Here is a 25,379-nt window from a genome sequence, read left to right as displayed (position 1 = left end):
GGACTGTTGTTTTGTTGATTTTACTCTAAGTCATCAATTATCTTTTTCAGTGAAAGCATAATAGTGGATAAATTAGACAGGTCGCCCGTTATTTTAGAAATCATGACAGCACCCTCGATAATAGCGATGATGGTTAAGGCAGTTTTTTCCGGATTTATGGATTCCCCTTTAAATTCTCCCACAGCGATGCCTTGCTCAATAAAATAAACCAGTTTTTCTTTCCAGGCCAGAATGATGCTTTCGACCTTTTTTCTGAGTACCGGATGAGTATCGTCTGCTTCGGTGGCAGTATTGATAATAGGACATCCGCCCTGAGTGATTCTTAGCTCATAATAATTAGAATAGAGCCTTGGATAAACCAATAATTTGTCTTTAAACGTAGTTTGTTTGTCGATTTCTCGCGTAAAAGCGTCCTGAAGTTTTTTTACATTGAATTTAAAAGCCGCCAAGGCTACTTCGTCTTTGTTTTCAAAGTTGCCGTAAATACTTCCTTTTGTAAGGCCTGTCGCTTCAGTGATATCACTCATAGAAGTTCCGCTGTACCCTTTCATATTGAAAATAGGGGCGGTTTTCTCTATAATAAATTGCTTGGTTCTTTCGGCTTTACTCATAGTAATTGAAAATTTAAAATACAAATATATACCGATTGGTATAAAATAACAAGCTTTTTGAAAAAAAAACAAAGACTGTGGGATGCATCTTAGAACAGTTCCTCTCTGAAATGTAAAACTTAAAACTTAGAACTTGAAACTTGAAACCTGAAACAAACTAAAAAAAAACAACTCCATCAACTTTTATTTGATTTTCATAACTTTGCAAAATGAAAGAGCAATTAGAAGAACAGGGTTCAGAACTTGGAATTAGTGATTTGAAGCTGAAAGGCTTTAAGGTGTATGAAGTAAACGGTGATGTGAGCAAGATTCCAACGTATAACCGTAGGGATTTTTACAAAATTTGCATCAATACCAGTAAGAGTTTTATTCATTATGCAGACAGAGGGATCGAAACGGACGGAACAATATTATTTTTCGGAAATCCGCATATTCCGTATTCCTGGGAAATTATTTCACCTTCGTATGAAGGCTATGCCTGTGTTTTTACGGAGGACTTTCTAAAAGTAAAAGATCGTTCCGAAAGCCTTCATGAGTCGCCTTTGTTTAAAATTGGCGGCACACCAATATTCTCTTTATCGGCTGATCAAAAGGTGTTTATCGATTCCTTGTTTCAAAAAATGATACAGGAGCAGGAAACTGATTATGTTTTTAAAGATGACTTGATTCGTAATTATATCAATTTGATTTTGCACGAATCTATGAAAATGCAGCCTTCGGAGAATTTCTTTAAACCCAGAAATGCCTCGTCCCGAATTACCTCTTTGTTTTTGGAATTGTTGGAAAGACAGTTTCCCATAGAAACCAAAAATGAGCCATTAGCGTTAAAAACGCCGCAGGATTATGCTCAAAGTCTTGCTGTTCATGTGAATCATTTAAATCGTTCCGTTAAAGAAGTCACCGGAAAACCAACAACGGCGCATATTTCAGAAAGAATTGTTGGTGAAGCCAAAGCTTTGCTGCAGCATACGGATTGGAGTATTTCGGATATCGGTTATTCTTTAGGATTTGAATATCCAAGCTATTTTAATAATTACTTTAAAAGAATTACAGGGACAATTCCAAAATCACTCAGAGTGTAAATTGTTTCATATTCTTAATTTTTTGTTTGATTATTGTTATCTCGCTGCATCTTTACCTGTGTAAATTTGCATTGAAATAATTAGTATTAATCAGTAGTCAGTTTTCGATAAGCTAAATACGACTTCACAAAGCATATTCCCGCTTTTATGATTTAGTTTGAACTGATGGTAAAAATAAATCATTATGAGTACTACAGAAAATCAAATTGCTAAAACCATTTTTCCCAAAGGAGACTTAGCTTCTTCAGATTATTTTACAGGAAAAGCATGGGTAAAAATGCTGGTTCCCAATGATCCTGTTTTAAATACTGCAGTGGGTAATGTTGTTTTTGAAGCCGGAGCACGCAACAATTGGCATACACATCCTGGTGGACAAATTTTGATCGTCACTCAGGGAAAAGGCTTTTATCAGGAAGAAGGAAAGTCTGTTCAATTGCTTCAGGAAGGGGATGTTGTGAATATTCAGCCGGAAGTAAAACATTGGCACGGAGCTTCTCCTGACAGTGAATTTACTCATATTGCAATTAGTACTTGTACCGAAAAAGGCATTGTAGACTGGCTTGAGCCGGTTACCGATGAACAATACAACAGCTTTAAATGACTTGAAGTCTAAGTGTTGTGCTGTCTGATAATTGAAAGCAGCTTTTATGGTCGGGTTATTTTAAAAAAGAAATCAATCTCAAAAAATCAATTTTATGTCAACACCTTACACTTCTGTTATTGAAGAGGGAAAAATCCCGAATACCTATATGACTGGTGATGTTTCGTATAAAAAGCAAACCAGTGCTATTCATCCTGATAATACGGTTATAAAAGAAGTTTCTTTTGAACCTGGTTCAAGATGTAATTGGCATGTTAATCCAACACTGCAATTGTTTATTGCTACGAACGGGATTGGCTATTTTCAGGAAAAAGGAAAAGCCATCCGACTGCTTCATAAAGACGAAGTAGTTACGATTCTGCCCGGAATAGAACACTGGTACGGAGCCACCCCGTTCAGTTCGTTTTCGCACATCGCTATTATTACAGAAATTGATAAAGGAACCGGAATTTGGTTCGATAGCGTAACCGATGAAGAATATTACAGTTACGGGAAGTAAGTTTAATTAGATAATTCTAAGTGGAGAGGTTTGTGTTTTGATAATGTGAAACGTAAAATGTGAAACGTAAAATGTGCGACGTAAAACCTGAAACTTGAAACCTGAAACAAATAAAACTTGAAACTCGAAACAAATAAAACTAAAAAAACAATAAAAACATGGAAGTAAAAAACATAAAAGCCTTTGGAACAGAGGCTGCGGATGCACCGTTGCAGACATTAGACATTCAGCGCAGAGCAGTATTAGCTCATGATGTAGAAATAGAGATTTTATATTGTGGAATTTGTCATTCCGATTTACATTCAGCCAGAAACGAATGGCACGGGACGATTTATCCAATAGTTCCAGGGCATGAGATTGTGGGGAGGGTAACAAAAGTGGGAGATCACGTAAAGAATTTCAAAGTTGGCGACTTAGCGGGGGTAGGCTGTATGGTTGATTCTTGTAGAGAATGTGAGCATTGTAAAGGCGATTTAGAGCAATTTTGTGATGCCGGCAGTACTTTAACTTTTAATTCTCCGGACACACATTTAGGCGGTCAAACGTTTGGAGGATATTCACAAAGTATTGTGGTCGATGAGAATTATGTGTTGCATATTTCTGATAAATTAGATCTTGCAGGTGTTGCGCCATTGCTTTGTGCAGGTATCACAACCTATTCACCATTAAGACACTGGAATGTAGGTCCCGGGCAAAAAGTGGGGATTGTTGGTATTGGCGGTCTAGGGCATATGGGAATCAAATTAGCGAAAGCAATGGGGGCTCATGTGGTTGTTTTTACAACTTCATTGTCTAAAACCGAAGATGCAAAACGTTTAGGGGCAGATGAGGTAGTACTGTCTACAGATCCTGAGCAAATGGCGAAATACACTAAAAGTCTGAATTTTATTCTGGACTGCGTGTCGGCAGAACATAATATTGACGCCTATTTAAATCTGTTAAAAGTGGATGGAACGCTGACTTTGGTTGGTGCTCCGATGGAACCTCTTCCGGTAACTTCGTTCAGTCTTATATTGGGAAGAAGAAGTTTTGCGGGTTCTGCTATTGGCGGAATCAAAGAAACTCAGGAAATGCTTGATTTTTGTGCTGAACATAATATTACTGCCGATATTGAATTGATTGGCGTAAACGAAGTAAATGACGCTTATGAAAGGCTGTTAAAAGGAGATATTAAGTATCGTTTTGTAATTGATATGGCTTCTTTATAGCTTTTTTAAGGTTCTGAGGTGCTAAGTTGCTGAGGTGCTAAGTTTTATTGAAACAGTATAACTTGTCGAAAAAAATAAACCCCTTGAGGAATTTAATTCTTAAGGGGTTTGTTGTTTTTTGGAGAGAATGGGTGATGAGTTGAAGGGGTATTTATGCTTTAATTTTTAGGGTGGAATGGAATAAATTAACCTGAATATTGATGTTCAAAGAAGAGGTATTTGTTTGATATAAAATAGGGTTAAAGAAATGAGGTTATTGAGAATAAAAAGGGCTGTTTTTTGATACTGACAGTTTGTCTTGTTGTGTTTTGTTTTTGTTTTGAATTATTTTGTTTCCAGTGTTTTATGTTTGTTTTGTTGAATTATAACTTTATAATTGTTTTTTAACCGAAATGATTTAGATGTGAAACAAAAAAGCCGGAAGAATTTTAGTTTTAACTCTAATTTCTTTGAAGAAAAAGCACTTTTTTGAGGGGGAAAAATCTTTAAGGTTTACAATTTTATATTTTGTCAAACGAAACAATATGGCTTCAAAATAAATTCCGTTGAATGTGGTTTTAATTGCTTGTTGATGAGGTTTTTAAGTAATGCTAATTGCAGAAGCTTTGAGAGGAGGATTATCGCTTTACGTAGTGTTGTTTTTTTATTTAATAGTTGCAGTAGCTGTTTTTAAATATAAAGTATAGGTTTTAATTAATTATTGTAACTTGTTTAATAATAGTGATCTATGTTTTGTGGTTGTGATTCTAAAAAATAATATTCAACACCTAACAACATCGTTTTTTAGTATAAGCAAAGAATATAAAAGTGAAATACATTTCTCTCACATGGCTGATGTTTGATAAGGAAATGGGAGGCTTTTACTTTATTGTAGAAAAGTGTGTCTTGGTTCGAAGGAATAAATTTTAGAATGAAATGTTAATTGTTGTTAAAGTTGACTAAATTTTTGAATCAGCGGGATTGTTATTTTAAGAAAGTAATTTTGATATACAGGGGATTTTGTTAATTTTTTGATTCGTCCGTCTTTTTTTAGAAGCATCAAATTCAATAATTCAGTTTTTCAATTGAAATAAATACTATTTTTGTGTCGTGAAATGGATAACAATCATATTATCGATTTATTTAATGGCGCTTTCCAATATGCCTTGTGCAGATATGGAAATCAATAGTGCTGCTCATAAAACAGCTCAGTTTTCTTCTGAAGCCAATCACACACACGATAAAGACAATGATTTATGCTCGCCTTTCTGTGCGTGCAATTGTTGTGGAGCGCAGGTTTTAAGTTATCAGACTTTCTTAAGCTTTGATTTCCCTGTTGCGCATTCCATCATCTCAATTCCATTACCCAACTACAATTCTGTTTTTGCTTCCAGTTTCTACGGAAGTGTCTGGCAGCCCCCACAAATAGCATAATGATGCCCACCCGATAAGTCGGAATGTGGGTTAGAGCGTTGCGGATCTTCCGCAGTATTTAAATAGGCAACACTTTGCCTCATTTCTCACATCATTATATCATTAAAATGTTAGATAAAATCATACAGTTTAGTATAAAGAATAAGTTCGTTATACTATTATTAACCCTTGTATTAATAGCCTGGGGAAGCTATTCGATCAAACAATTACCATTAGACGCTTTGCCTGACGTAACCAACAATCAGGTACAAATTATTACCACAGCACCTACTTTGGCCAGTCAGGAAGTCGAACAATTAATTACGTATCCTTTAGAGCAGGCTGTAAAGACTGTTCCGGATATTATAGAACTCCGCAGTATTTCACGTTTCGGATTATCAGTAGTTACGGTCGTTTTCGAGGACGATGTGAACATCTATTGGGCCAGAGAACAGATATTTCAACGTCTTAAACAGGCCGAAGAGAATATCCCGGCTTATGCCGGTTCGCCTGAATTGGCCCCAATCAGTACCGGTTTAGGAGAAATCTATCAGTACGATGTCTATGCCAAGAAAGGCTACGAAGACAAATACGATGCTATAAAACTACGTACCATTCAGGACTGGATCATTATCCCGCAATTGCAGGGTATCAAAGGCGTAGCCGATGTAAGTACCTGGGGAGGAAAACTAAAGCAATACGAAATTGCCGTAAATCCAAATACATTGAACAGTCTGGGAGTTACCATCACAGAGATTTTTGATGCACTCGAAAAAAACAATCAAAATACAGGAGGTGCCTATATCGAAAAAGACCAGTTTGCGTACTTCATTCGGGGTGTTGGTATGGCGAAAGGGACCAAAGATTTAGGAAATGTAGTAGTGAAAAACCGAAATGGTTCGCCTGTTTTGGTTCGTGATGTAGCCGAAGTTCGCGAAGGTGTTGCCTTGCGTTACGGAGCTTCAACTAAAGACGGAAAAGGAGAAATTGTTTCCGGAATGGTTTTGATGTTAAAAGGAGAAAATTCCAGTGCGGTGGTCAACAGAATTCATGAAAGAATGATTCAGATCAATAAAAGTCTGCCCGAAGGAGTTGTTGCCGAAGCTTTTATCGACAGAGGAAAGTTGGTTGACAGCGCTATTGGAACCGTTTCAAAGAACTTATTAGAAGGAGCTTTGATCGTTATTTTTGTACTAATCTTATTTCTGGGGAATCTTCGTGCAGGCTTAATTGTAGCTTCAGTTATTCCACTGGCCATGCTTTTTGCCGTTATTTTAATGAATGCTTTCGGCGTAAGCGGAAATCTGATGAGCCTTGGGGCGATCGACTTTGGAATTATCGTTGACGGAGCTGTAATTATTGTGGAAGCCACCATGCACCACTTGCAGCAGCTCAAACGCAAGAAAGCGTTAACGCAAAACGAAATGGATGCCGAAGTGTACAATTCGGCTTCGAAAATCAGAAACAGTGCTGCTTTTGGGGAAATCATTATTCTGATCGTGTATCTGCCAATTCTTGCTTTGGTTGGAACTGAAGGTAAAATGTTTAAGCCGATGGCGATGACAGTAGGTTTTGCAGTTGCAGGAGCCTTTATTCTTTCTTTGACTTACGTACCGATGATGAGTGCGATGTTCTTATCTAAAAGTACTGAACACAAAGAAAATTTCAGCGACAGAATGATGGCGTGGCTAGAAGCTGTTTATACACCATTTTTGAAAAAAGCACTACAGTTTAAAAAGGTAGTTTTAGGTGTATCGCTGGGTTTATTTGCTCTTGGTTTAGTTGTTTTCAATTCAATGGGAGGAGAGTTTATACCAACCATCGAAGAAGGTGATTTGGCTATAAATGCAACTATCATGACCGGAAGTTCACTTACGCAGATGGTGGAAACTACTACGAAATACGAACAGATCTTAAAAGCTAAATTTCCTGAGATTAAAACCATCGTAACCAAAATTGGAAGCGGGGAAATTCCAACCGATCCGATGCCTATCGAAAGTGGTGATTTGATCATTGTTTTGAAAGACAAAAAAGAATGGAAAGGCAAATATGACAACTGGGAAGATTTAGCTAATGCCATGAAAAAAGAAATGGAAGTCATTCCAGGAGCCAATATCGAGATCTCTCAGCCTATTCAGATGCGATTTAACGAATTAATGACAGGAAGCCGAAGTGATATAGCCATTAAGATTTTTGGAGACGATCTGGAGATTCTGGACGCTAAAGCAACAGAGTTAATCTCGAAAATTAAAAGTATTGAAGGGATAGGCGATTTAAAAGCCGATAAAGTTACCGGTTTACCGCAAATTACGGTGAAATACGACTACAATAAAATCGCTTTATACGGATTGAATATTTCAGATATCAATCAAATTATACGTTCGTCTTTTGCGGGAGAAAGTGCCGGAAAAATCTATGATGAAAGCAAAAGGTTTGATGTTGTAGTGCGAATGAATGAAAACAATCGTGCCGATATTACAGATGTGAGTAATTTGTTTATCCCATTGCCTAACGGGCAGCAGGTACCGCTTTCGCAAGTGGCCACAGTCGAGTACGAGCAAGGTCCTGTACAGGTAATCCGTGAAAACGGAAAACGCAGAATCACGGTTGGACTAAACGTTCGTGGCCGTGATATCAAAAGTGTGGTAGAGGAAATTCAACAACGACTGGAAAAAGACTACAAACTTCCGGCAGGGTATTATGTAACCTACGGAGGTCAGTTTGAGAATTTAATAGAAGCTACTAAACGACTTTCGGTAGCGCTTCCAATCGCTTTAGGATTGATATTGGTGTTACTGTATTTTACTTTTAAAAGCTTCAAGCAGGCCGGATTGATTTTTACAGCCATTCCATTATCAGCAATCGGGGGAGTTTTTGCACTCTGGATGCGTGGAATGCCGTTTAGTATTTCGGCAGGTATTGGTTTCATTGCTTTGTTTGGAATTGCGGTTTTAAACGGAATTGTATTGATTTCATATTTCAATCAGCTCAAAAAAGAGGGAGTTTTTGATCCGCTGCAACGAGTTCTAATTGGGACCAAAACCAGATTGCGTCCGGTTTTAATGACTGCTGCCGTAGCTTCGTTAGGATTCTTGCCAATGGCATTGTCTACAAGCGGAGGAGCAGAGGTACAAAAACCTTTGGCAACCGTAGTAATTGGGGGATTAGTCTCAGCAACTTTACTGACATTAATTGTTTTGCCAATTCTGTATTTGTTGTTAGAGAAGAAGTTTAACGACAAAAAAGATAATTAGATAATTAGATAATTACTGATTAGTGTAAAATGATTTCTCTTGCAGATTTAGCTGATTTTACGAGAGGAAAGAATAATTTTTCATGCAGCTTAAAAGAGATTCAGTTATAAAAAGTAAAAATCTGCTCAATCAGCAAAATCTGCGAGAAACAAAAAATATAAAAATGAAAAACATACTAAAGCATATAAACACAAGCTCCTTTGCGCACCTTGCCAAAGATGCATTGCGTGCTTTGCGGTTAAACAAGCTGGCACTAGCACTCTTGTTTGCAACGACACTAACAACAGCACAGCAAAAAATCAGTCTCGAAAAAGCAATCGAACTGGCAAAATCAAACAACATCGATTTGAAGATTGCCGATAAGGAAATTGAAAAACAGACCGTTTTGAAAAAGACGGCATTTCAGGCAGATCCGCTTCAGGTACAATACCAGGGCGGGCAGTTCAATAGTGCCGATTACGACCATAATGTTTCCGTACAACAGTTTTTTCCGTTAGGGAATGTCACAAAAGCCAATCGACAATTGCAGGAAGAATTAGCAAAACTGGCCGAAAAACGAAAAGCGTTATCGACTTATGAAGTAGAAAAAGCCGTTACTCTTGCCTATTATCAATACCTGTACGGCGTTTCCATTCAAAAGCTAAACTCGGAACTGAATGAAATTTATACCAAATTTCTGAAGAATGCTGAGCTTCGTTTTAAAACCGGAGAAAGCGGAAATATTGAAGTCATAAGTGCAAAGGCAAAAGTAAAAGAGATTGAAACTCAAAAAGCACAGATAGAATTTGATTTGGCGATTTACCAAAAGCAGCTGCAGTTTTTTGTACAAACGGATGAGAGTATCATTCCGGACGATCAAACTACATTGCAATATGCAATTGTGAAAGGAGACGGAACCTCGAAAGCAGAGACTTTAACAACCGATTTTTATCAGCAGCAAATTTCGGTGTATCAAAAAGAAGCCAATACACACAAAGCCATGCGAACACCAAAAGTTGGATTAGGATATTTTGCACAAACGATCAACACGCAATCCTTGTTTCAGGGTTTTACGGCGGGATTGCAGATTCCGTTGTTTGGAGGGGTAAATACAGCAAAAGCCAAGGCTTCGGCAATCAGTATTTCGCAGTCGCAACTGGCTTTGGATAAAAATAAGCTGACGCTGAATCTACAAAAACAGGAATTGCAAAACAATTTCGAGAAGCAGCAAAAAGCAATGGACTATTTTCAAAAAGAAGGATTGCAGTATGCCGATCAGATTATTAGTACGGCCCAGAAAAGTTATGCCAATGGCGATTTGAGTTATTGGTCGTACATCAGTTTTTTAAATCAGGCAATCGATATTAAGAAGCAATATACAGAGGCCACGCACAACTTTAATCAAAGCGCAATCGAATTGCAATTTCCAACCATCAAAAACAATTAAAATGAAACAGATCAATAATAATACAGCAATAACAAGGACAAAGGTTTTATCGCAAAGAAAGTTCGTTTATTTGGGATTAGTGGCCGCTTCGATAATGGTTTTAGCGTCCTGTGGTCAAAAGAAAACAGAAGAAGCTCCGGAGGAAGAAAAATCGCAAACAGAAGTTGCTTTAAACGAAGCGCAATATAAAACGGTTGGGATTGAAACAGGTTTGGTAGAAAACAGAAATCTTAACAAGGTTATTAAAGCCAATGGTTACACTACCGTTCCGCCACAAAATTCAGCAGAAGTCTCGACTTTAATAGGAGGAACAGTCAAAGATATTTTTGTTTTGGAAGGAACGTACGTTAACAAAGGAAAAGTACTGGCGACCATTCAAAACCTGGAAGTAATCGAAATGCAGGAAGAATATCATTCGGCTGTAGCCAATATTGAATACCTGCAATTGGAATACAACCGTCAGAAAACACTGAGCGATGAAAATGTAAATCCAAGGAAAACATTTCAGGAAGTAAAATCAAAATTGGCAGCAGAAAGAGCCCGTGCACAGGCTGCGAAGAACAAATTGGAAGCTTTGCATGTCAGTACCAAAGGAAGCACTTCGTTAGTCCCGGTTGTAGCGCCAATCAATGGTTACGTAGGGAAGATAAGCATTGCAAAAGGAGCTTATGCTCAAACCGGAGTAGTTTTGTTTGAAGTGGTCGATAACAGTCAGATGCATTTGGATTTGAACGTGTATGAAAAAGATCTTGGGTCAATTTCAATTGGTCAGGTTATAGATTTTGTTTTAACCAATCAGTCCAATAAATCCATTAAAGGGAAGATTTTCGGAATTAATAAGTCTTTTTCAAACGAAAGTAAAACTGTTGCGGTACATGCTAAAATCGAATCTGCTGACGCTAAAGGACTGATTCCGGGGATGTACGTTTCGGCTAACATTAACATTACAAATGCTACCGTTCCTGCGTTGCCAAAAGATGCTGTAGTTCGAAATGCCGATAAGTATTTTGTTTATGTGGAAGAAGAAGCACATGAAGAGAAGAAAACGCCGGAAAAAGGAAATCATGAAAAAGAAGTTCATTTTAGAGCAGTGGAAGTCATTCCGGGCACTACAGATTTGGGCTTTACAGAAATAAAATTTGTAGAAAATGTTGATCCAAATGCAAAAATCGTGACGAAAGGAGCTTTTTATTTGCTTTCGGCTATGAAAGGCGGGGGAGAACATGATCATTAAATTTTGATCGGGGCAAAGGTTCAGAGGGACAAAGGGCCAAAGGTTCAGAGGTTTTTGTAGAGACGCATAACAGTGTGTTCCTGAATAACCTCTTGGCTTTGATCCAATGTCATTAAGTTAAATGATTTAAGATGTTTGATTTCTGATTTGATATTGGTTATTAGTACTATTCTCTATTTCCAGATTTCATACATCTGAAATGTACAATCGTTAATCTACAATCTCTTTTCGCTGCCTTTGCCAGATTAATTGTTATTGCCTAAAAACTATTAATACAAAATCCGTAAATTTAGAACATTATTGAAACAAAGTTTAAACTTGAAACTTTGAAACCTAAAACTTTAAATTTCTCATGGAACATCTGCATAAAGAAGAAAAGATTAAAAAAAATAAAATAAATCAACCCGGTTCCTGCTGCTCACATGATGAGCCTGTACATTCAGACGATGACGGGCATGATCACGGTCATAGTGCGGATAGTGGATGGTTTAGGATGTTTTTACCGGCCATTATTTCCTTTGTTTTATTGCTGATTGGAATTGGATTCGATCAGTATTTCGAGCAAAATTGGTTTTCTGGACCTGTTAGAATCGCCTGGTATGTCATCGCTTATCTGCCGGTGGGATTCCCTGTTTTAAAGGAAGCTTACGAAAGCATCAGAAAAGGCGATGTGTTTTCGGAGTTTTTCCTGATGAGTATCGCCACCATCGGAGCATTTGCCATTGGAGAATTTCCGGAAGGCGTTGCTGTGATGTTGTTTTATACCATTGGAGAGAACTTTCAAGGATTGGCAGTCAGTCGTGCCAAATCAAACATAAAAAGCTTACTGGACCAGCGTCCTGATGAGGTAAGTGTTTTGGAAAATAATGTTGCGACTAAAGTTAAAGCTGCCGATGTTGCCATTGGAGCTATTGTGCAGCTGAAAGCAGGGGAAAAACTGGGGCTGGACGGAGAATTACTTTCCGATTCGGCTTCCTTTAATACCGCAGCACTTACAGGAGAAAGTAAACCGGACACCAAAGTAAAAGGAGAAGCTGTTTTGGCCGGAATGATTAACGGAAGTACCATTGCATTGGTAAAAGTAACGGCAGCTTACAACGACAGTAAATTGTCTAAGATTTTGGAAATGGTTCAGAATGCCGTTACTAAAAAAGCTCCCGCAGAATTGTTCATTCGAAAATTTGCTAAAATTTATACGCCGATTGTAGTTTATCTGGCGATTGCCATTTGCTTGTTGCCGATGCTTTTTGTATCCGATTATGTGTTTAGTGACTGGTTGTACAGAGCATTGGTTTTTCTGGTAATTTCGTGCCCTTGTGCTTTGGTGATCAGCATTCCACTAGGCTATTTTGGCGGAATTGGAGCAGCGAGCAAGAATGGTATCCTGTTTAAAGGAAGTAATTTCTTAGACAGTATTTCGACCATTCAGAATGTTGTGATGGACAAAACAGGTACAATGACCGAAGGTGTTTTTAAAGTTCAGGAAGTGATTATTCAGGACGGTTTTGACAAAGACGAAATTTTAAAACTGGTCAATGTACTTGAAAGTCAGAGTACACACCCCGTTGCGACTGCAATTCATAATTATGTAGGGCAAATCGATTCCTCAATACTACTGAAAAACGTCGAGGAGATTTCCGGACACGGATTAAAAGCTGAAATAGACGGAAAAGAACTGCACGTAGGGAATTTTAAACTGATGGATAAATTCAGTATAGCATACCATGTTGATCCAAATGCGGTGGTTTATACGACCATTGCCATTGCTTACGACAATAAGTTTGCAGGTTATTTAACAATTGCCGATGAAATTAAAGCAGATGCGCAAGAGGCAGTAACCAAATTGAAAGCTCTTGGAGTTAAAGTAACCATGCTGAGCGGTGATAAAACCAATGTAGTGCAGTTCGTAGCCAAAACCTTAGGCATTAAAAACGCTTTTGGAGATTTATTACCCGAAGATAAGGTGAATAAACTAAACGAAATTAAAGCCAAAAATGAAACGGTAGCTTTTGTTGGGGATGGTGTAAACGATGCTCCGGTAATTGCTTTAAGTACGGTTGGAATTGCGATGGGAGGGTTAGGCAGTGATGCCACGATCGAAACTGCCGATGTGGTCATTCAGGACGATAAACCAAGCAAGATTCCGATGGCGATAAACATTGGGAAACAAACCAAAAAAATTGTCTGGCAAAATATTACTCTGGCCTTCGTTGTAAAAGCTGTCGTACTTATCTTGGGTGCCGGAGGACTGGCAACCATGTGGGAAGCTGTTTTTGCGGATGTCGGAGTTGCTTTACTGGCTATATTGAATGCCGTGAGGATTCAAAAGATGAAATTTTAATAGAAAGAAACCGTTTCAGAGTTTAAACTGAAACGGTTTTATTTTTTGATCCTTTATTCTCATATGGAATAGCCAGAGCGGTATAAAAACTATTAAAGAATTTTATTTTTTTAAATGTGTTGGCTCCTGAATTTCTCCATTACCAAAGGACCAGTTTTCCAAACCGTTATTTTCTAATAAAACAATAATCACGTTATTAATGAGAATCGCTGTTGTTGCGGCAATTCTTGTTGCAATTTGGTGGTATAATTTCTTTTTTTGTTCTACTGTTCGACCTTGCCCTGCAGTGATCTGAACATATATAATTTCTTCAGAATGTGAAATACCAAGATAACTTTCGGGATATTTTATCTGATGTGGTTCTAATTCTTCAATTACATGAAAATAATCAGCACTTGGAATATGAAATTCTGCAATTAAAGATTGATGAATCGCTTCTGAAATATTGTTTTTGGTTGCTAAGGAAAGCTTCTTAGGTAAACTGATTCGGACAAATGGCATTTTTTAGATTTTGAGTTTTGTATAAAAATAAAAAAAAGTGGAGGAGGAGCAGACAAATCTTTAGGAAAACTTCAATTCAATCTGAATTCCCTTATTCTCCAATCGCACTTCGGTTGTATTGCTTTCAGAAGGTATTTGAGTAGGATACCAGTTTCGACCCGGGCGTACCATAATGAGCAGACCTTCATCATCTCCAAGGGCAGCGAAGAGCTCGCTATTGTCATTTTTGCTGAAAAATTCTAAGTTGTGTTGCGTTATGAGTTGGTTAGCCAGAACTAGAGGATTCTCATTGACAATACCAATTTCACTGATGTTGAGTATAGATTGAGAACTAAAGGGTTCTGTTTGAGCATTGTTGAGGTCATATCGAACGATGAATTCCAGTATATTACCATTGTTGTCATAAAAATAGATCGCGTTGGCATTCCAGTTCTCAAAATTAGCGATAACAGCAGTGTCTTCAATAACAATTAAATCCACTTTGTTTGTAACCCACTGAATGGCTTCTTGCAGCTTGTTTTGAGGAATATTAAAAGCAAAATGATAGATAGAGTCGAGTTGAAGATTTTCGATAAACTGTAAAACCGATTCACCAGCCTGAATAGTAACTGACCTGGAATCTTTTTCAAGAATTGAAAGGTTAAGTACGTTTTGATAGAATGCCGCTGTTTCCTGAATATTGTTGGATTGAATCTGAAGGTGTTGTAATTTCATGATGAGGTACATTTACAAAGAGGCAGAAGCTTCTTTTCGTTTCAAACAAATTTAAAAAAGGCCATTGGTATTCTGTCGATCGCATCATTTTATACTTCGATGAATGTATTATAAATTATGATAAGAAACAGCTTGTTGATAAGGTTATTTAGCACATTGAAACATAAATTTGTATTTAATAGTTTGTGTAAATCGTTTTTGCAAACGTGTTGCAATACGCTTTAATCATTTGTCTCACAGTACGGAATTCCTGCATTATCTCTGCTTCGGTTCCTGTTGCCCTGGCCGGGTCCGGAAAATTTTGATGAAATTTTTGAGCTTGGCTTGGAAGAAAAGGGCATTTTTCATGAGCATGATCACAAACTGTCAGGATAATATCAAAATGGATGTTTTGGTATTCATCAATATGATTTGAAGTATGTTCTGAAATATCGATTCCATCTTCTTTCATAGTCGCAATGGCTCTTGGATTTACACCGTGAGTTTCAATACCGGCGCTGTAAACGTGGGCTTTGTTACCCAGGAAGTGGCGTAAATACCCTTCAGCGATTTGACTTCGGCAGCTATTTCCTGTACAGAGCACTAGAATATTTTTTGTCATAGTTTTAAACGAGTAACCAAATGATATTGATCATACAAAATTTAGGCTCAAAGCCATAAATCAGTTGCAATACAATAACAGCTGTAGTGATTATAATTGGTTTTTTATATTTAAGAAAGAAAGCGCTCATAGCTTAGCAACAGCCTGAGTTTGGAGAACAGGAGTTTGTTTTGTCCTTGTTTAATTCGATAAAGCCGGATGGTGATGGAATTCCGCAGGCATCCTGTGCCAGACAGGCTGTAACCTTATTTTTCAATACAAAATGATTACCATTAAACTCTAAATCGTACCTTCCGATAGTTTCGTTTTGATATTCAACTTCGATATTCAGATCTTCAATATTTAGTTTTTCTTCTGAAAGTTTAATGATATGTAAAAGTTTGCCGGGCTTTAGTCGATGTTCATAATCGTCCGCATTCCAAAGCTGAAAGTTGACACTTTTTTCCTGACGAATTACACCGCCGCAATCGATAAAATTCTTAGTAATCATTCCTATTTCGGTAACGTGAAAATGCTCCGGAACAAAAGTTCCGTTTTCCAATTGAAATGCTACGTTTTCGAGAGTAGGGAGTGTTTTTTTAATGTCTGATAGTTTCATTTTTATTGTTTTATAGTTATAATGCAATATTGCGATATAGTAAGATAAAAAAAGCCTTTAACAGCATTTTTGATTTTTTGTAACGGTAATAATACCAGAAAAGTAGGTGTTTAGAACATCAAAAGTTTCTTCATTGATACAGTAACAGATGGCGTTTCCTTCAATGTTTCCCTTGATAAGTCCTGCATTTTTTAGTTCTTTCAGGTGTTGTGAAACGGTAGGCTGTGCCAGGGGTAACTCATTTACGATATCTCCGCAAATACATTCGTTTACTTTTAACAGATATTCAATTATAGCGATTCTGGCCGGATGCCCCAATGCTTTGGCTATAGTGGCGATCTGATTTTGTTTATCGGTAAAATGTTCCGTTTTAGAAGCTCCCATATGATTTAAATATAATATTGCAATATTACGATATTAATTTTTAAATTAAAGGATTTATTTTAGAATTTTTAAATAAGGTGAATTTAAATATTGATTCCGATGGTGGAATGCTAAAATTATGAAACACATAGAAACATAGATTTGTATTCTTAAAAGAGGATACGAATGAGAAATATATTTCTTTCGTCCCGATGCATCGTGACATTTTATTTGAAGTGAAACGCCTTTTTCTGCATTTCGATCTATGTTTCTATGTGTTTAAAATTCTTAAGTTGAGAGTATCAACTTCTAAAAGGTCTCTTTTTTGCTGTTTTTGAAATTCATCCAACCCAAACCAATCAGTAACAAATTAAAAAGCAACAATGGCAAAAAGGCTTTTATACCATTAGTTTTTGATGGATCTGTAAAAGTTTCTACCTTAAATTTCGACCAGTTTTCTTTACTAACATTGGAATTGTCGAATATTTTTGGATAAAAATAAAGTCTCATTTTTTCATGAAAATGTTTGGTTTCCTTCAAAAATAAAAGCTGGTTTCCTAAATCAGATTTCGCAATTTCATTCAGTTGAAGCTGGGCATGCAGGGTAGGAACGAATAAAGCAATAAACTGGCTGGCTTTGTTGCGCTGTTCCAGTTTAGTTTGCAGTTCCTGAGATTGTTGTACCGAATCATCGTCACCGGCCTGTTGCATGGCGTAATACCAAAGCCAGTTAAACTCCGTATCAGGCAAAGGATATCGCTTGAATTGCGGATAATGCTGGTAGAATTTATCCATTGTGATTTTCTTATCCATATCCCATTTTTCATGATAAGCATTACGTTGTTTTACAGTCAGCTCCAAAGCTTCCGGAATAGTATATTTATTCACAATATAGGTATTGATTACGGCAGGCAGTATAATAATGAGAAACAGCCAGATCGTTAGCAAAATAACCGCATTGAAGTTGGAGTTTTTTTGAAGGGAAACAATAAAAAAGCAGACTGCAAACCAGAAAATAAGATACAAAACACCAAGTCCGTAAAAGGCGAGAAGGGAGGAGTCAAAAGGAATTCTCAGAATCAAAACGGCTAAAAGAAGTAAAAAGGTGAACAGCGCAATCAGACTTAAAATTCGGACGTAAAACAATTTCAGAATGTATAAAAAGGTATTTTCGCTTTGCACAGACACAATTTTCCAGGTGCCGCTTTCTTTTTCTTCCGAAACCAGATTGTACGAGAATGCTATAATCAAAAGAGGAAACAGATAGATAAGTACAAAGCTAAAATCGATATTTCCGGATAAAAGATTGTTCGGATTATTGAGTTCCGAGTCGTATTTCTGACCTTCCAGACCCCGAATCGTGACGCTTTGAATCGACGGATTTACATCGCGCTGACCAATTGCCAGAGGATTCAAAGGCAATGTTTTATTGATGAGAGAAAATTTGATGTAGTAGAGCAGGAGTCCCATTTCGTCTTTGTGAAAAGCGGCATTTCGTGCTATATGCTCTTTTTGGTACAATGCAGCTTCCGCAATATTGTTTTGCTGCTTTTGCTGAAACTGCTGCCCAATTAAAATACCGATGAATCCAATGAGCAACAGGAACATCAGTCCAATTTTGGTACCTTTTGAGCGAATGAAATTTTTAAAAAGTAATGCTAACATATTAGAGGGCTTTAAGGTTTTTGGCTGCAATTCGCAGGAGAGCAAAAAGCAGGATAATCCAGAGAAAAATAGAGACTACAGAGAGGATTTCGGACTTTAAAATAGCCGGGACTTCTTTTGGCTCATAATGAAATTCTTCCAAATCAGCCCAGTGTTCTTTGCTGATGGATAAAGGCTTGTCGTTTGGTCCCGGCTTTTTATTACTGATGTATTTGACTTGCAAAGCATTCATTTTTTGCGCCATAGTATAGCGGTAAATCTCAGCTTCTTTTTGAAAATCTATATACGAACCATAATCGGTGTTGGATAATCCCATCGACAGGTTTCGTATGGCGATATAAGGGTTCAGGAACGAAACGACCTTAGAAAAACTGTTCTGCTGATCGTAAACTTTTAGCAGCTCTTCTAAGTGTTCGTTATAAATTCGCGAACTGATTTTCTCTCCTTCCGTCATGATAAATCCCGAATAATTAAAAGGTAGTTTTTGTACCGAATCTACCTTGTAGGCGCGTAGTAGGGAATCTTTTATGGCTTTGTAATGTATGTCGTTCGGATTGTGGCTGTCGCCTTGTTTCAGAATGTCCTTTTCGATAGCACTGTTGAACTGTATTTTGGAAGGAGCTTCATAAAGATAAGCGCCAATTGCCTGAGTGGTTCTGGGTAAAATAATAGTAAGAACCAGCCAGATTCCGATTAAGGAAATCAGTGCTTTTTTAGAAGTTTTACTCGCAGCAGAAACCAAAACTGCAATGACACAAAAGAACATCAGGTAAATAAAATGAAACAGTATGAATAATACCATTTTAATGGTTTCATCGCTTGAAATCGTAAAATCCTGCAACAACAGCCAAAGGAATACAAGAACCATAATCGTAGGAACAAAAATAAGCAGAATGGCACTTGCAACTCCTACTATTTTACCTGTTAAGAGTTGTTTCCAACTGATTCCCTGACTTAAAATTAATTTTAAAGTCCCGTTTTCTCTTTCGGCTGCAACAGCATTAAATCCTAAGAAAAAAATCAACAGAGGCAATAAAAGCTGTAAAACCATAGCAATACTAATCTCTCCGAAACGAAGCATGCTGTTGGAGAATCCTGCTTCTGAGAAATTGGCACTGTTCTGTTTGTGCGCTTCGAGAAAGATCGCATTTCCGAAGAACGGTTCCATCCCGAATTCAAAAACGCTCAGGGGTGTACTTTTTCTAAACGCAAAATTCCCGTAATGCGCCATTCGATGTGGGTTCTTATCCGGATTATTGAGCCAGTCTTTGCGTGATTCATGTTGGTATTTTTCGCTTGTCTGATTCTGGTTACTGTAATTTTCCCAACCTGAAAAAGCGGCGTAAAGCAACAGGATACCGATAAAAATCGTGATGATATAGACTGCTGTATTTTTAAAAAAAGCCTTTTTTAAATGTCTGGCAATTAAAATTTCTTTATGTAATGACATGATACCGTTTAAAATTTATAAGTTACAGTAAGACTGAAGTTACGTGGCGCACCGGGAAACAGACGCAGGTAATTCTGAGCACCCAGCCAGTACGTTTTATTGAATAAATTGCCCGCATTAAGAGCAATCTGCATATTGCTTTTGTTGGGTTTATAGTACAATGCGGCATCAAAAACCGTAAAATCAGGCAGGGTAAAAGCTCTTGTAAACCAGGGTACTTTGCTGCTTTGATATTGCATTCCGAAACCAATACCCAAATCTTTTAGAGCCGAATCAGAATTGAAATTGTAGCGTGTCCATAAATTGGCACTGTTTTTTGGTGTATTTTGTTTTTGGGCACCAATTAACGATGGGTCGCGATCGTTGGTGATTTTAGCATCAATGTAACTGTAAGAAGCATTAATTTGCCAGTCTGCCGTAATAAAACCGGCTATATCACACTCAAAACCACGGCTTCTCTCAGCACCTCTTGTTACCAGCAAATCAGGATTTACCGAGTCGTTGGCATTCATTAGGATATTGCGCTGATTGATCTCGTAAACTGCAGCATTAAAACTTACCGAATTGTTGAAAAAAGTAGCTTTTAATCCAAGTTCTTTCAAGTTATTTTTCAGTGGATCAAACAAACTTCCGGCGGGTAAACTTCCAGTTTGAGGCATCAAAGACACAGTGTTCGATTGTGGCTGGTAACCTTCCAAATAAGTTGTATAAACATTTATTTGATTGTTTACGGCATAAGTCACTCCAATACGCGGCAGTAAAGCCGATTTTTTTACCGTTAGTTCATTGTTGGATTTGTAGTTTGTGATGTCTTTAAACCATTCTTGGCGCAACCCCAGTAAGATGGTAAATCTTTCCCATTGTACCTGATCCTGAATGTAGACTGCATTTGTAGTGGTTAGTGCAGGGGGTAATGCGGTACGGACATTGAGCGTATAATCGTCAGGATTTGTTAGTGTATTAGCGGGATTATTCAGGTTAAAATAATTGACATTTGGTTTAGGTAAAACTACTCCGTCAACGGTTATGGTTTGATAATTGGCAGCATTAGCAGCAACAAATGAAGGGGCTACCGATCCGTCTTTTAATACATAACCTCTGGCCGCATTTTGTCCGCCACCTTTGGTTTTGTTCCAGCTGCTTAAATCGTAACCTGCTAACAATTTATGTTTGATTTTTCCTGTATTTAAATCAAAGTTGAAATAAGAAGTGAGATTGTCAACGTCCCAATATTGCTGACGCTGTACAAACTGCATCATGGCCAGACTGCTGACAGGTTTATTGTTCATGTCGACTGCAAAAGCATTAGTCGTTCGGTGTTCCTGAAGGTCTTCTGTCCAGGTTTGTTTCATGTATGAAGCATTAAACCCTATTTTAGAGTTGAATTTATGAGCAAAATTCGTCATCAAAATCATTTCTTTTGATTTGTAGAAATCATTGGGAGCACCTAAATTTAAGCTAATTGGAGTTTTGTTTAAACTGGTAACACCCGCAACTGCTCCAAAAATGGGCTGTCCACGATCCAGAACTCCGGTCATGTTACTTAAAATCAGTTCTGTATTGATCGCTGTTTTTTCATTCGGAATGTAGCTGAACGAGGGTGAAATCAAGAATGATTTATTGCGAATCAGATCCCGGAACGATTTGGCTTCCTGATACGCTCCGTTTACACGATACAAAAGGGTTTTTGATTCGTTCAATGGACCGGTAAAATCTAAGGTTCCGCGCAAGGTGCTAAAGCTTCCTGCAGTAAGGCTTATTTCTTTTCGGTCAACAGCCAGTGGTTTTTTAGTCACCATATTGATACTTCCGCCCGGATCTACCGATGAAAATGTAGCGCTCGAAGGTCCTTTGATCACTTCAACTCGTTCAATATTGGTAGTCAATGGTTGTAAAAAGTAATGTTGATGCGTTCGCATTCCATTTATGATCTGGCCTTCTTCATTTTGACTGATTCCGCGAATGGTATATTGATTGTAATAACTTGCGGGGATCACCCCACTGGCCATTTTTACAGCATCGGCCAGATAGATAGCACCTTTGTCTGCTATTAATTCTTTGGTGATCGTGGATATGGATTGTGGAATGTCTTTGTTGAGAGCGGCTGTTTTGGTGGCTGCAAAAGAATAATCGCTATTGTATTTTTTGGTCGAACGGCCAATGATTTCGACAGTTTGCAATTGTGTGTGTTCGGTTTTTACCTTGACAGAATCTTTCGGAATACTATCAGATATCTTTTTATTAACGGTTTGCGATTGGGCAAACGAAGTAATACTTAATAAAAACAGTGAGAGAATATAGTGTTTCATTTTTTTTGGATAGGATTGAGAAAGTAATTTCCCTTTATACAGTTTGTAAATACAAATCTTCCAGTTCATTTGCCGAGATTTTATCGGCTTCGATAACGGTGACAAGGTTCCCCTGTCTCATAATGCCAATATGAGAGGCAACTTCCCGCGCTCTGAAAATATCATGTGTAGCCATTAAAATGGCTGTTCCATCAGCAGAAAGTTCTTTTAGTATTTGGGAAAACTCGTTGGAAGCTTTAGGGTCTAAACCACTCGTAGGTTCATCCAGTAAGAGCACTTTGGCTTTTTTGGCAATCGCAATGGCAATTCCAACTTTTTGTCGCATTCCCTTAGAATAACCACCTAAATTTTGATGGTGAGCCTTAATCTGAAGCCCCGCTTTAGACAGGAAATAAGTCAGTTCTCCCTGCGAATATTTGAATCCTGCCAGCGACGAGAAGAATTTTAAGTTTTCCAGACCGGTAAGGTTAGGATATAGCATGACAGTTTCGGGGATATAAGCAACATATTTTTTCGTTTCCTGTGCGTTGCCGATGACGGATATGTCGTTAATTTTTAGTTCTCCGTCTGTTGGAGCGATAAAACCAAGAAAAAGGTTGATTGTGGTGGTTTTTCCGGCACCATTTTGCCCCAATAAAGCAAAAATTTCCCCTTCTTTAATGGTTAAGTTGAGTTTGTTTAGAGCAATATGGTCGCCATATTTTTTTGTTAGATTTTCAGCTATAAGCATAGTTTTGATGTATTTGGATGATTTTTAGTACGGGTTTTTCTTTTCATGCACAGTTATAGTAACAGCCTTTAGGGCTGAAACATTTTAACCGGTGACGAAATAGGAAGAGTAGAATTTACTGGGAACAACCGAAGAGTAGGTAAATTAGATAAACCAAAATGGTCTTTCGTATCTTAATTGGAGCTGTTTTATTGAAAACAGACCAAATAAGATTACAAATGCGTTTTACCTGATCTTTGAAAAAGACAAGCAAAAGCTATTTTTTAATTTTTCGGGTGAAAATGCAGTAAACTAGCGAATAAATGGCGGTGCCCTAAGTGCAAAAAGACTGCCTTTGAAAACAACAGAAATTGTTTTTTCGTAAAAGAACACGCTGAAAGTTTCAACGGTTGCTTTAAGAAAAGAGTACGTTTGAAAAGTGTTTGGTATAAAGGTGCTAAACGTAAAATGACAAATCTGACAATTGTTGTCTACAGTATGACTGTGTGTGATTTGCTTTTGCCCCTCAATATAAGTATGCTCACAATGTTTACTCGTTAGCTGCTTGTAAACATGCTCGTAAGAATGCAGCGTCTGAAACAGCATTGCAAACAATACAGTTACAGACATAAAAAGAGGAATTAATACATTTTTCTTTTTCATTCTTAATGGAAAAAGCCCATTTTTAAAGGACTTGGTAGCTTATAAACTAACGCAACGTTGTTGCAAATATAGATATCTTATTTAAAAATGTGCCAGAATCGATTATTATTTTATTGGGAAAACAAATTCTCAATTTTTTGTAAAGCCTAATTATGCATAAAAATACAGCTAAACTAATATTCTTCGGGCAATCATTCCAAAAACGTCTTTAGAGCTTCTTATAAAATATTTTTACAGTAGTATTCCTGTTAACGTGTTCGATTATCGTTACTTATGAAAGTTATTGCTAGTGATCTCGGCATATAATCTCTATTTTTACTAGAAGAGGATAATTATCAGCTTAGTTAATAATTGAATTTTTGATTTGACATGAAGTTTTAAAAGTGTCAATTTTATAAACGGGCAGTCCGCTCATAAAAAAGTGAATTATGAAAATAGGTTTAATAGGATTCGGAAAGACTGGAAAATCAGTAGCTACTGTACTACTGGAAAACAATAAATTTTGCCTGGAATGGGTTTTAAGACAAAGTACGGTTTTAGAACATAGATCCGTTTCAGAATTTCTTGGTATTCCGTCAAAAGAACCTGGGTTAATTTACTCTGGTTCTAAAGTGAAAATGGAAGATTTGCTGGACAAACATCCGGTCGATGTTATTATTGATTTTTCTTCCAATGAAGGTATTTATAGTTATGGAGAAGTTGCTGCAAAGCGAAAGGTCAAGATTATCTCGGCTATTTCTCACTACAAAGACAAAGAGTTGCAGTTATTAAAGAAACTGGCACATAAAACAACGGTATTTTGGTCACCCAATATTACACTTGGTGTGAATTACCTGCTTTTTGCGGCTAAATTTTTAAAGAAAATTGCTCCCTGGGTGGATATTGAAGTAAACGAAGAACATTTTAAAAAGAAAGAAGGGACTTCAGGAACAGCGGTTAAAATTGCGGAAGCTTTGGAACTTGACAAAAACAATATCAACTCAGTAAGGGCAGGAGGAATAGTAGGTAAGCATGAGGTCATATTTGGATTTCCGTATCAGACGGTTCGTTTAATTCATGAATCGATCTCGAGGGAAGCATTTGGAAACGGAGTTGTTTTTGTTGCCGAAAATCTGAAAAACAAACCCAGGGGGCTGTATAATTTTGAAGATATTTTAACACCTTATTTTACCGTCTGATCTAATAAAGCAAACCCGACAGGTTTCAAAAACTTGTCGGGTTTGCTTTTTTAAGACGATTTTATTTTAATAAACACATAGAAGCATAGAAATAATGGGGCAAAAAGGTTTCAAAATGAAATACATTTCTTCCGCATGGTTTGTTGCTTGTATTTTCAACTTATGAAATGATATTTCTGAGTTTGATAAGTCTATGTTTCTATGTGTATTTTATTAAATGATTGATGTATTATTTTTTAAAAATTAAAGCTTTGGTATATTCGGCATTCATTTTGGCGATCGAAAGAATCGAAATACCTTGTGGACATTCAATTTCGCAGGCCCTGGTGTCTGAGCAGTTTCCAAAACCCTCGGCATCCATTTGGCTTACCATGCTCAGTACTCTTTTTTGAGCTTCGATCTGTCCCTGTGGCAACAAAGCCAAATGGGTGATTTTTGCCCCCGTAAATAGGGCTGCACTGGCATTTTTACAGGTGGCTACGCAGGCACCACACCCAATACAGGCTGCCGCATCAAAAGACGCTTCGGCGGTTTCATAGGATATGGGAATGCTATTTGCTTCCGGTGCCTGACCTGTTGAAGTTCCGATAAAACCACCTGATGCAATGATGGTGTCAAAAGCGGAACGGTCGATTTTTAAGTCTCTAAGTACAGGAAAAGCTTTTGCCCGAAAAGGTTCAATATAAATAGTATCTCCATCTTTAAAACTTCGCATATGAAGCTGACAGGTGGTGGTATTTTTTAGAGGACCATGAGCTCTTCCGTTGATCATCACACCGCATTGCCCGCATATTCCTTCCCGACAATCGTGATCGAATTCAATAACACGTTCTTTTTTCTGAATTAAGGATTCATTCAAAAGATCGAGCATTTCCAGAAAAGACATATGTTCTGAAACGGCATCTATTTCATAATCGGTCATTTTTCCTTTAGAGGAACTATCAGATTGCCGCCATATTTTAAGAGAAAGTTTCATATTT

At 37.4% G+C, this 25,379-nt stretch carries 22 protein-coding genes; 10 read left to right on the top strand and 12 right to left on the bottom strand.

Annotated elements, in window-relative coordinates:
- Positions 1-20 precede the first annotated feature (20 nt).
- Positions 21-611, bottom strand: a complete 591-nt coding sequence (locus tag BHE19_RS19380; RefSeq protein ID WP_070908475.1) for a TetR/AcrR family transcriptional regulator — start codon at positions 609-611, stop codon at positions 21-23.
- 209 nt (positions 612-820) lie between these two features.
- Here BHE19_RS19380 and BHE19_RS19375 point away from each other — a divergent pair, with 209 nt between their 5' ends.
- The 9 genes from BHE19_RS19375 (at position 821) to BHE19_RS19335 (ending at position 13,648) form a co-directional block, all read left to right on the top strand.
- Entirely contained in the window at positions 821-1,693 is an 873-nt protein-coding gene (locus tag BHE19_RS19375; protein ID WP_017497050.1) for a helix-turn-helix domain-containing protein, read from the top strand.
- A 184-nt stretch (positions 1,694-1,877) separates the two neighbouring features.
- Positions 1,878-2,294 (top strand): (R)-mandelonitrile lyase, encoded by a 417-nt coding sequence (locus BHE19_RS19370; protein ID WP_070908474.1) that lies wholly within the window; start codon positions 1,878-1,880, stop codon positions 2,292-2,294.
- Positions 2,295-2,388: 94 nt separating this feature from the next.
- Positions 2,389-2,793, top strand: coding sequence for a cupin domain-containing protein (locus tag BHE19_RS19365; RefSeq protein ID WP_070908473.1), 405 nt, complete (start codon positions 2,389-2,391; stop codon positions 2,791-2,793).
- A gap of 158 nt (positions 2,794-2,951) precedes the next feature.
- Positions 2,952-4,001 carry an NAD(P)-dependent alcohol dehydrogenase gene (locus tag BHE19_RS19360; RefSeq protein ID WP_070908472.1) on the top strand — a complete coding sequence of 350 codons (1,050 nt, stop codon included), beginning with the start codon at positions 2,952-2,954 and terminating at the stop codon, positions 3,999-4,001.
- 1,089 nt (positions 4,002-5,090) lie between these two features.
- Positions 5,091-5,414: a DUF6660 family protein gene (locus tag BHE19_RS19355; RefSeq protein ID WP_035746830.1), complete on the top strand. Its 324-nt coding sequence runs from the start codon at positions 5,091-5,093 to the stop codon at positions 5,412-5,414.
- A 107-nt stretch (positions 5,415-5,521) separates the two neighbouring features.
- Positions 5,522-8,647, top strand: a complete 3,126-nt coding sequence (locus BHE19_RS19350; RefSeq protein WP_070908471.1) for an efflux RND transporter permease subunit — start codon at positions 5,522-5,524, stop codon at positions 8,645-8,647.
- 163 nt (positions 8,648-8,810) lie between these two features.
- Positions 8,811-10,073, top strand: a complete 1,263-nt coding sequence (locus BHE19_RS19345) for a TolC family protein (protein ID WP_070908651.1) — start codon at positions 8,811-8,813, stop codon at positions 10,071-10,073.
- A 1-nt stretch (position 10,074) separates the two neighbouring features.
- On the top strand, positions 10,075-11,307 hold the full coding sequence (locus tag BHE19_RS19340; RefSeq protein WP_070908470.1) for an efflux RND transporter periplasmic adaptor subunit: 1,233 nt from the start codon (positions 10,075-10,077) through the stop codon (positions 11,305-11,307).
- Between the two features lie 352 nt (positions 11,308-11,659).
- Positions 11,660-13,648, top strand: coding sequence for a heavy metal translocating P-type ATPase (locus BHE19_RS19335; RefSeq protein WP_070908469.1), 1,989 nt, complete (start codon positions 11,660-11,662; stop codon positions 13,646-13,648).
- Positions 13,649-13,750: 102 nt separating this feature from the next.
- Here the strand turns inward: BHE19_RS19335 and BHE19_RS19330 are convergent, their stop codons facing one another.
- The 10 genes from BHE19_RS19330 to BHE19_RS19285 all read right to left on the bottom strand — a co-directional run bounded on the left by BHE19_RS19330 (position 13,751) and on the right by BHE19_RS19285 (position 23,221).
- The gene (locus tag BHE19_RS19330) at positions 13,751-14,149 is read right to left on the bottom strand and encodes a tautomerase family protein (protein ID WP_017497602.1); all 399 of its coding nucleotides are present in this window, start codon (positions 14,147-14,149) and stop codon (positions 13,751-13,753) included.
- 60 nt (positions 14,150-14,209) lie between these two features.
- Entirely contained in the window at positions 14,210-14,863 is a 654-nt protein-coding gene (locus tag BHE19_RS19325) for a VOC family protein (protein ID WP_070908468.1), read from the bottom strand.
- Positions 14,864-15,038: 175 nt separating this feature from the next.
- Positions 15,039-15,446: an arsenate reductase ArsC gene (locus tag BHE19_RS19320; RefSeq protein ID WP_449404124.1), complete on the bottom strand. Its 408-nt coding sequence runs from the start codon at positions 15,444-15,446 to the stop codon at positions 15,039-15,041.
- Positions 15,447-15,597: 151 nt separating this feature from the next.
- Entirely contained in the window at positions 15,598-16,062 is a 465-nt protein-coding gene (locus BHE19_RS19315) for a DUF6428 family protein (protein WP_070908466.1), read from the bottom strand.
- Positions 16,063-16,119: 57 nt separating this feature from the next.
- Positions 16,120-16,446, bottom strand: coding sequence for an ArsR/SmtB family transcription factor (locus BHE19_RS19310; protein ID WP_070908465.1), 327 nt, complete (start codon positions 16,444-16,446; stop codon positions 16,120-16,122).
- Positions 16,447-16,734: 288 nt separating this feature from the next.
- Entirely contained in the window at positions 16,735-18,090 is a 1,356-nt protein-coding gene (locus BHE19_RS19305; RefSeq protein ID WP_070908464.1) for a DUF3526 domain-containing protein, read from the bottom strand.
- Position 18,091: 1 nt separating this feature from the next.
- A complete protein-coding gene (locus tag BHE19_RS19300; protein WP_070908463.1) occupies positions 18,092-19,540 on the bottom strand; it encodes an ABC transporter permease in 1,449 nt (482 codons plus the stop codon).
- A gap of 8 nt (positions 19,541-19,548) precedes the next feature.
- Positions 19,549-21,849: a TonB-dependent siderophore receptor gene (locus BHE19_RS19295; RefSeq protein WP_233431404.1), complete on the bottom strand. Its 2,301-nt coding sequence runs from the start codon at positions 21,847-21,849 to the stop codon at positions 19,549-19,551.
- A gap of 34 nt (positions 21,850-21,883) precedes the next feature.
- Positions 21,884-22,579: an ABC transporter ATP-binding protein gene (locus BHE19_RS19290; protein ID WP_070908461.1), complete on the bottom strand. Its 696-nt coding sequence runs from the start codon at positions 22,577-22,579 to the stop codon at positions 21,884-21,886.
- Positions 22,580-22,870: 291 nt separating this feature from the next.
- A complete protein-coding gene (locus BHE19_RS19285) occupies positions 22,871-23,221 on the bottom strand; it encodes a hypothetical protein (RefSeq protein WP_070908460.1) in 351 nt (116 codons plus the stop codon).
- 428 nt (positions 23,222-23,649) lie between these two features.
- On the opposite strand from BHE19_RS19285, the gene BHE19_RS19280 reads away from it, so the two are divergent.
- Entirely contained in the window at positions 23,650-24,399 is a 750-nt protein-coding gene (locus BHE19_RS19280; protein WP_070908459.1) for a 4-hydroxy-tetrahydrodipicolinate reductase, read from the top strand.
- Positions 24,400-24,628: 229 nt separating this feature from the next.
- On the opposite strand, the gene BHE19_RS19275 is transcribed toward BHE19_RS19280, so the two are convergent.
- Positions 24,629-25,375, bottom strand: coding sequence for a succinate dehydrogenase/fumarate reductase iron-sulfur subunit (locus tag BHE19_RS19275; RefSeq protein WP_070908458.1), 747 nt, complete (start codon positions 25,373-25,375; stop codon positions 24,629-24,631).
- Positions 25,376-25,379: the final 4 nt, after the last annotated feature.

This window comes from Flavobacterium tructae, from assembly GCF_001853485.1.
Lineage (GTDB): Bacteria > Bacteroidota > Bacteroidia > Flavobacteriales > Flavobacteriaceae > Flavobacterium > Flavobacterium tructae.
Note: the sequence above shows the minus strand (reverse complement) of the source record. Positions and strands in the feature narration are given on the sequence as shown.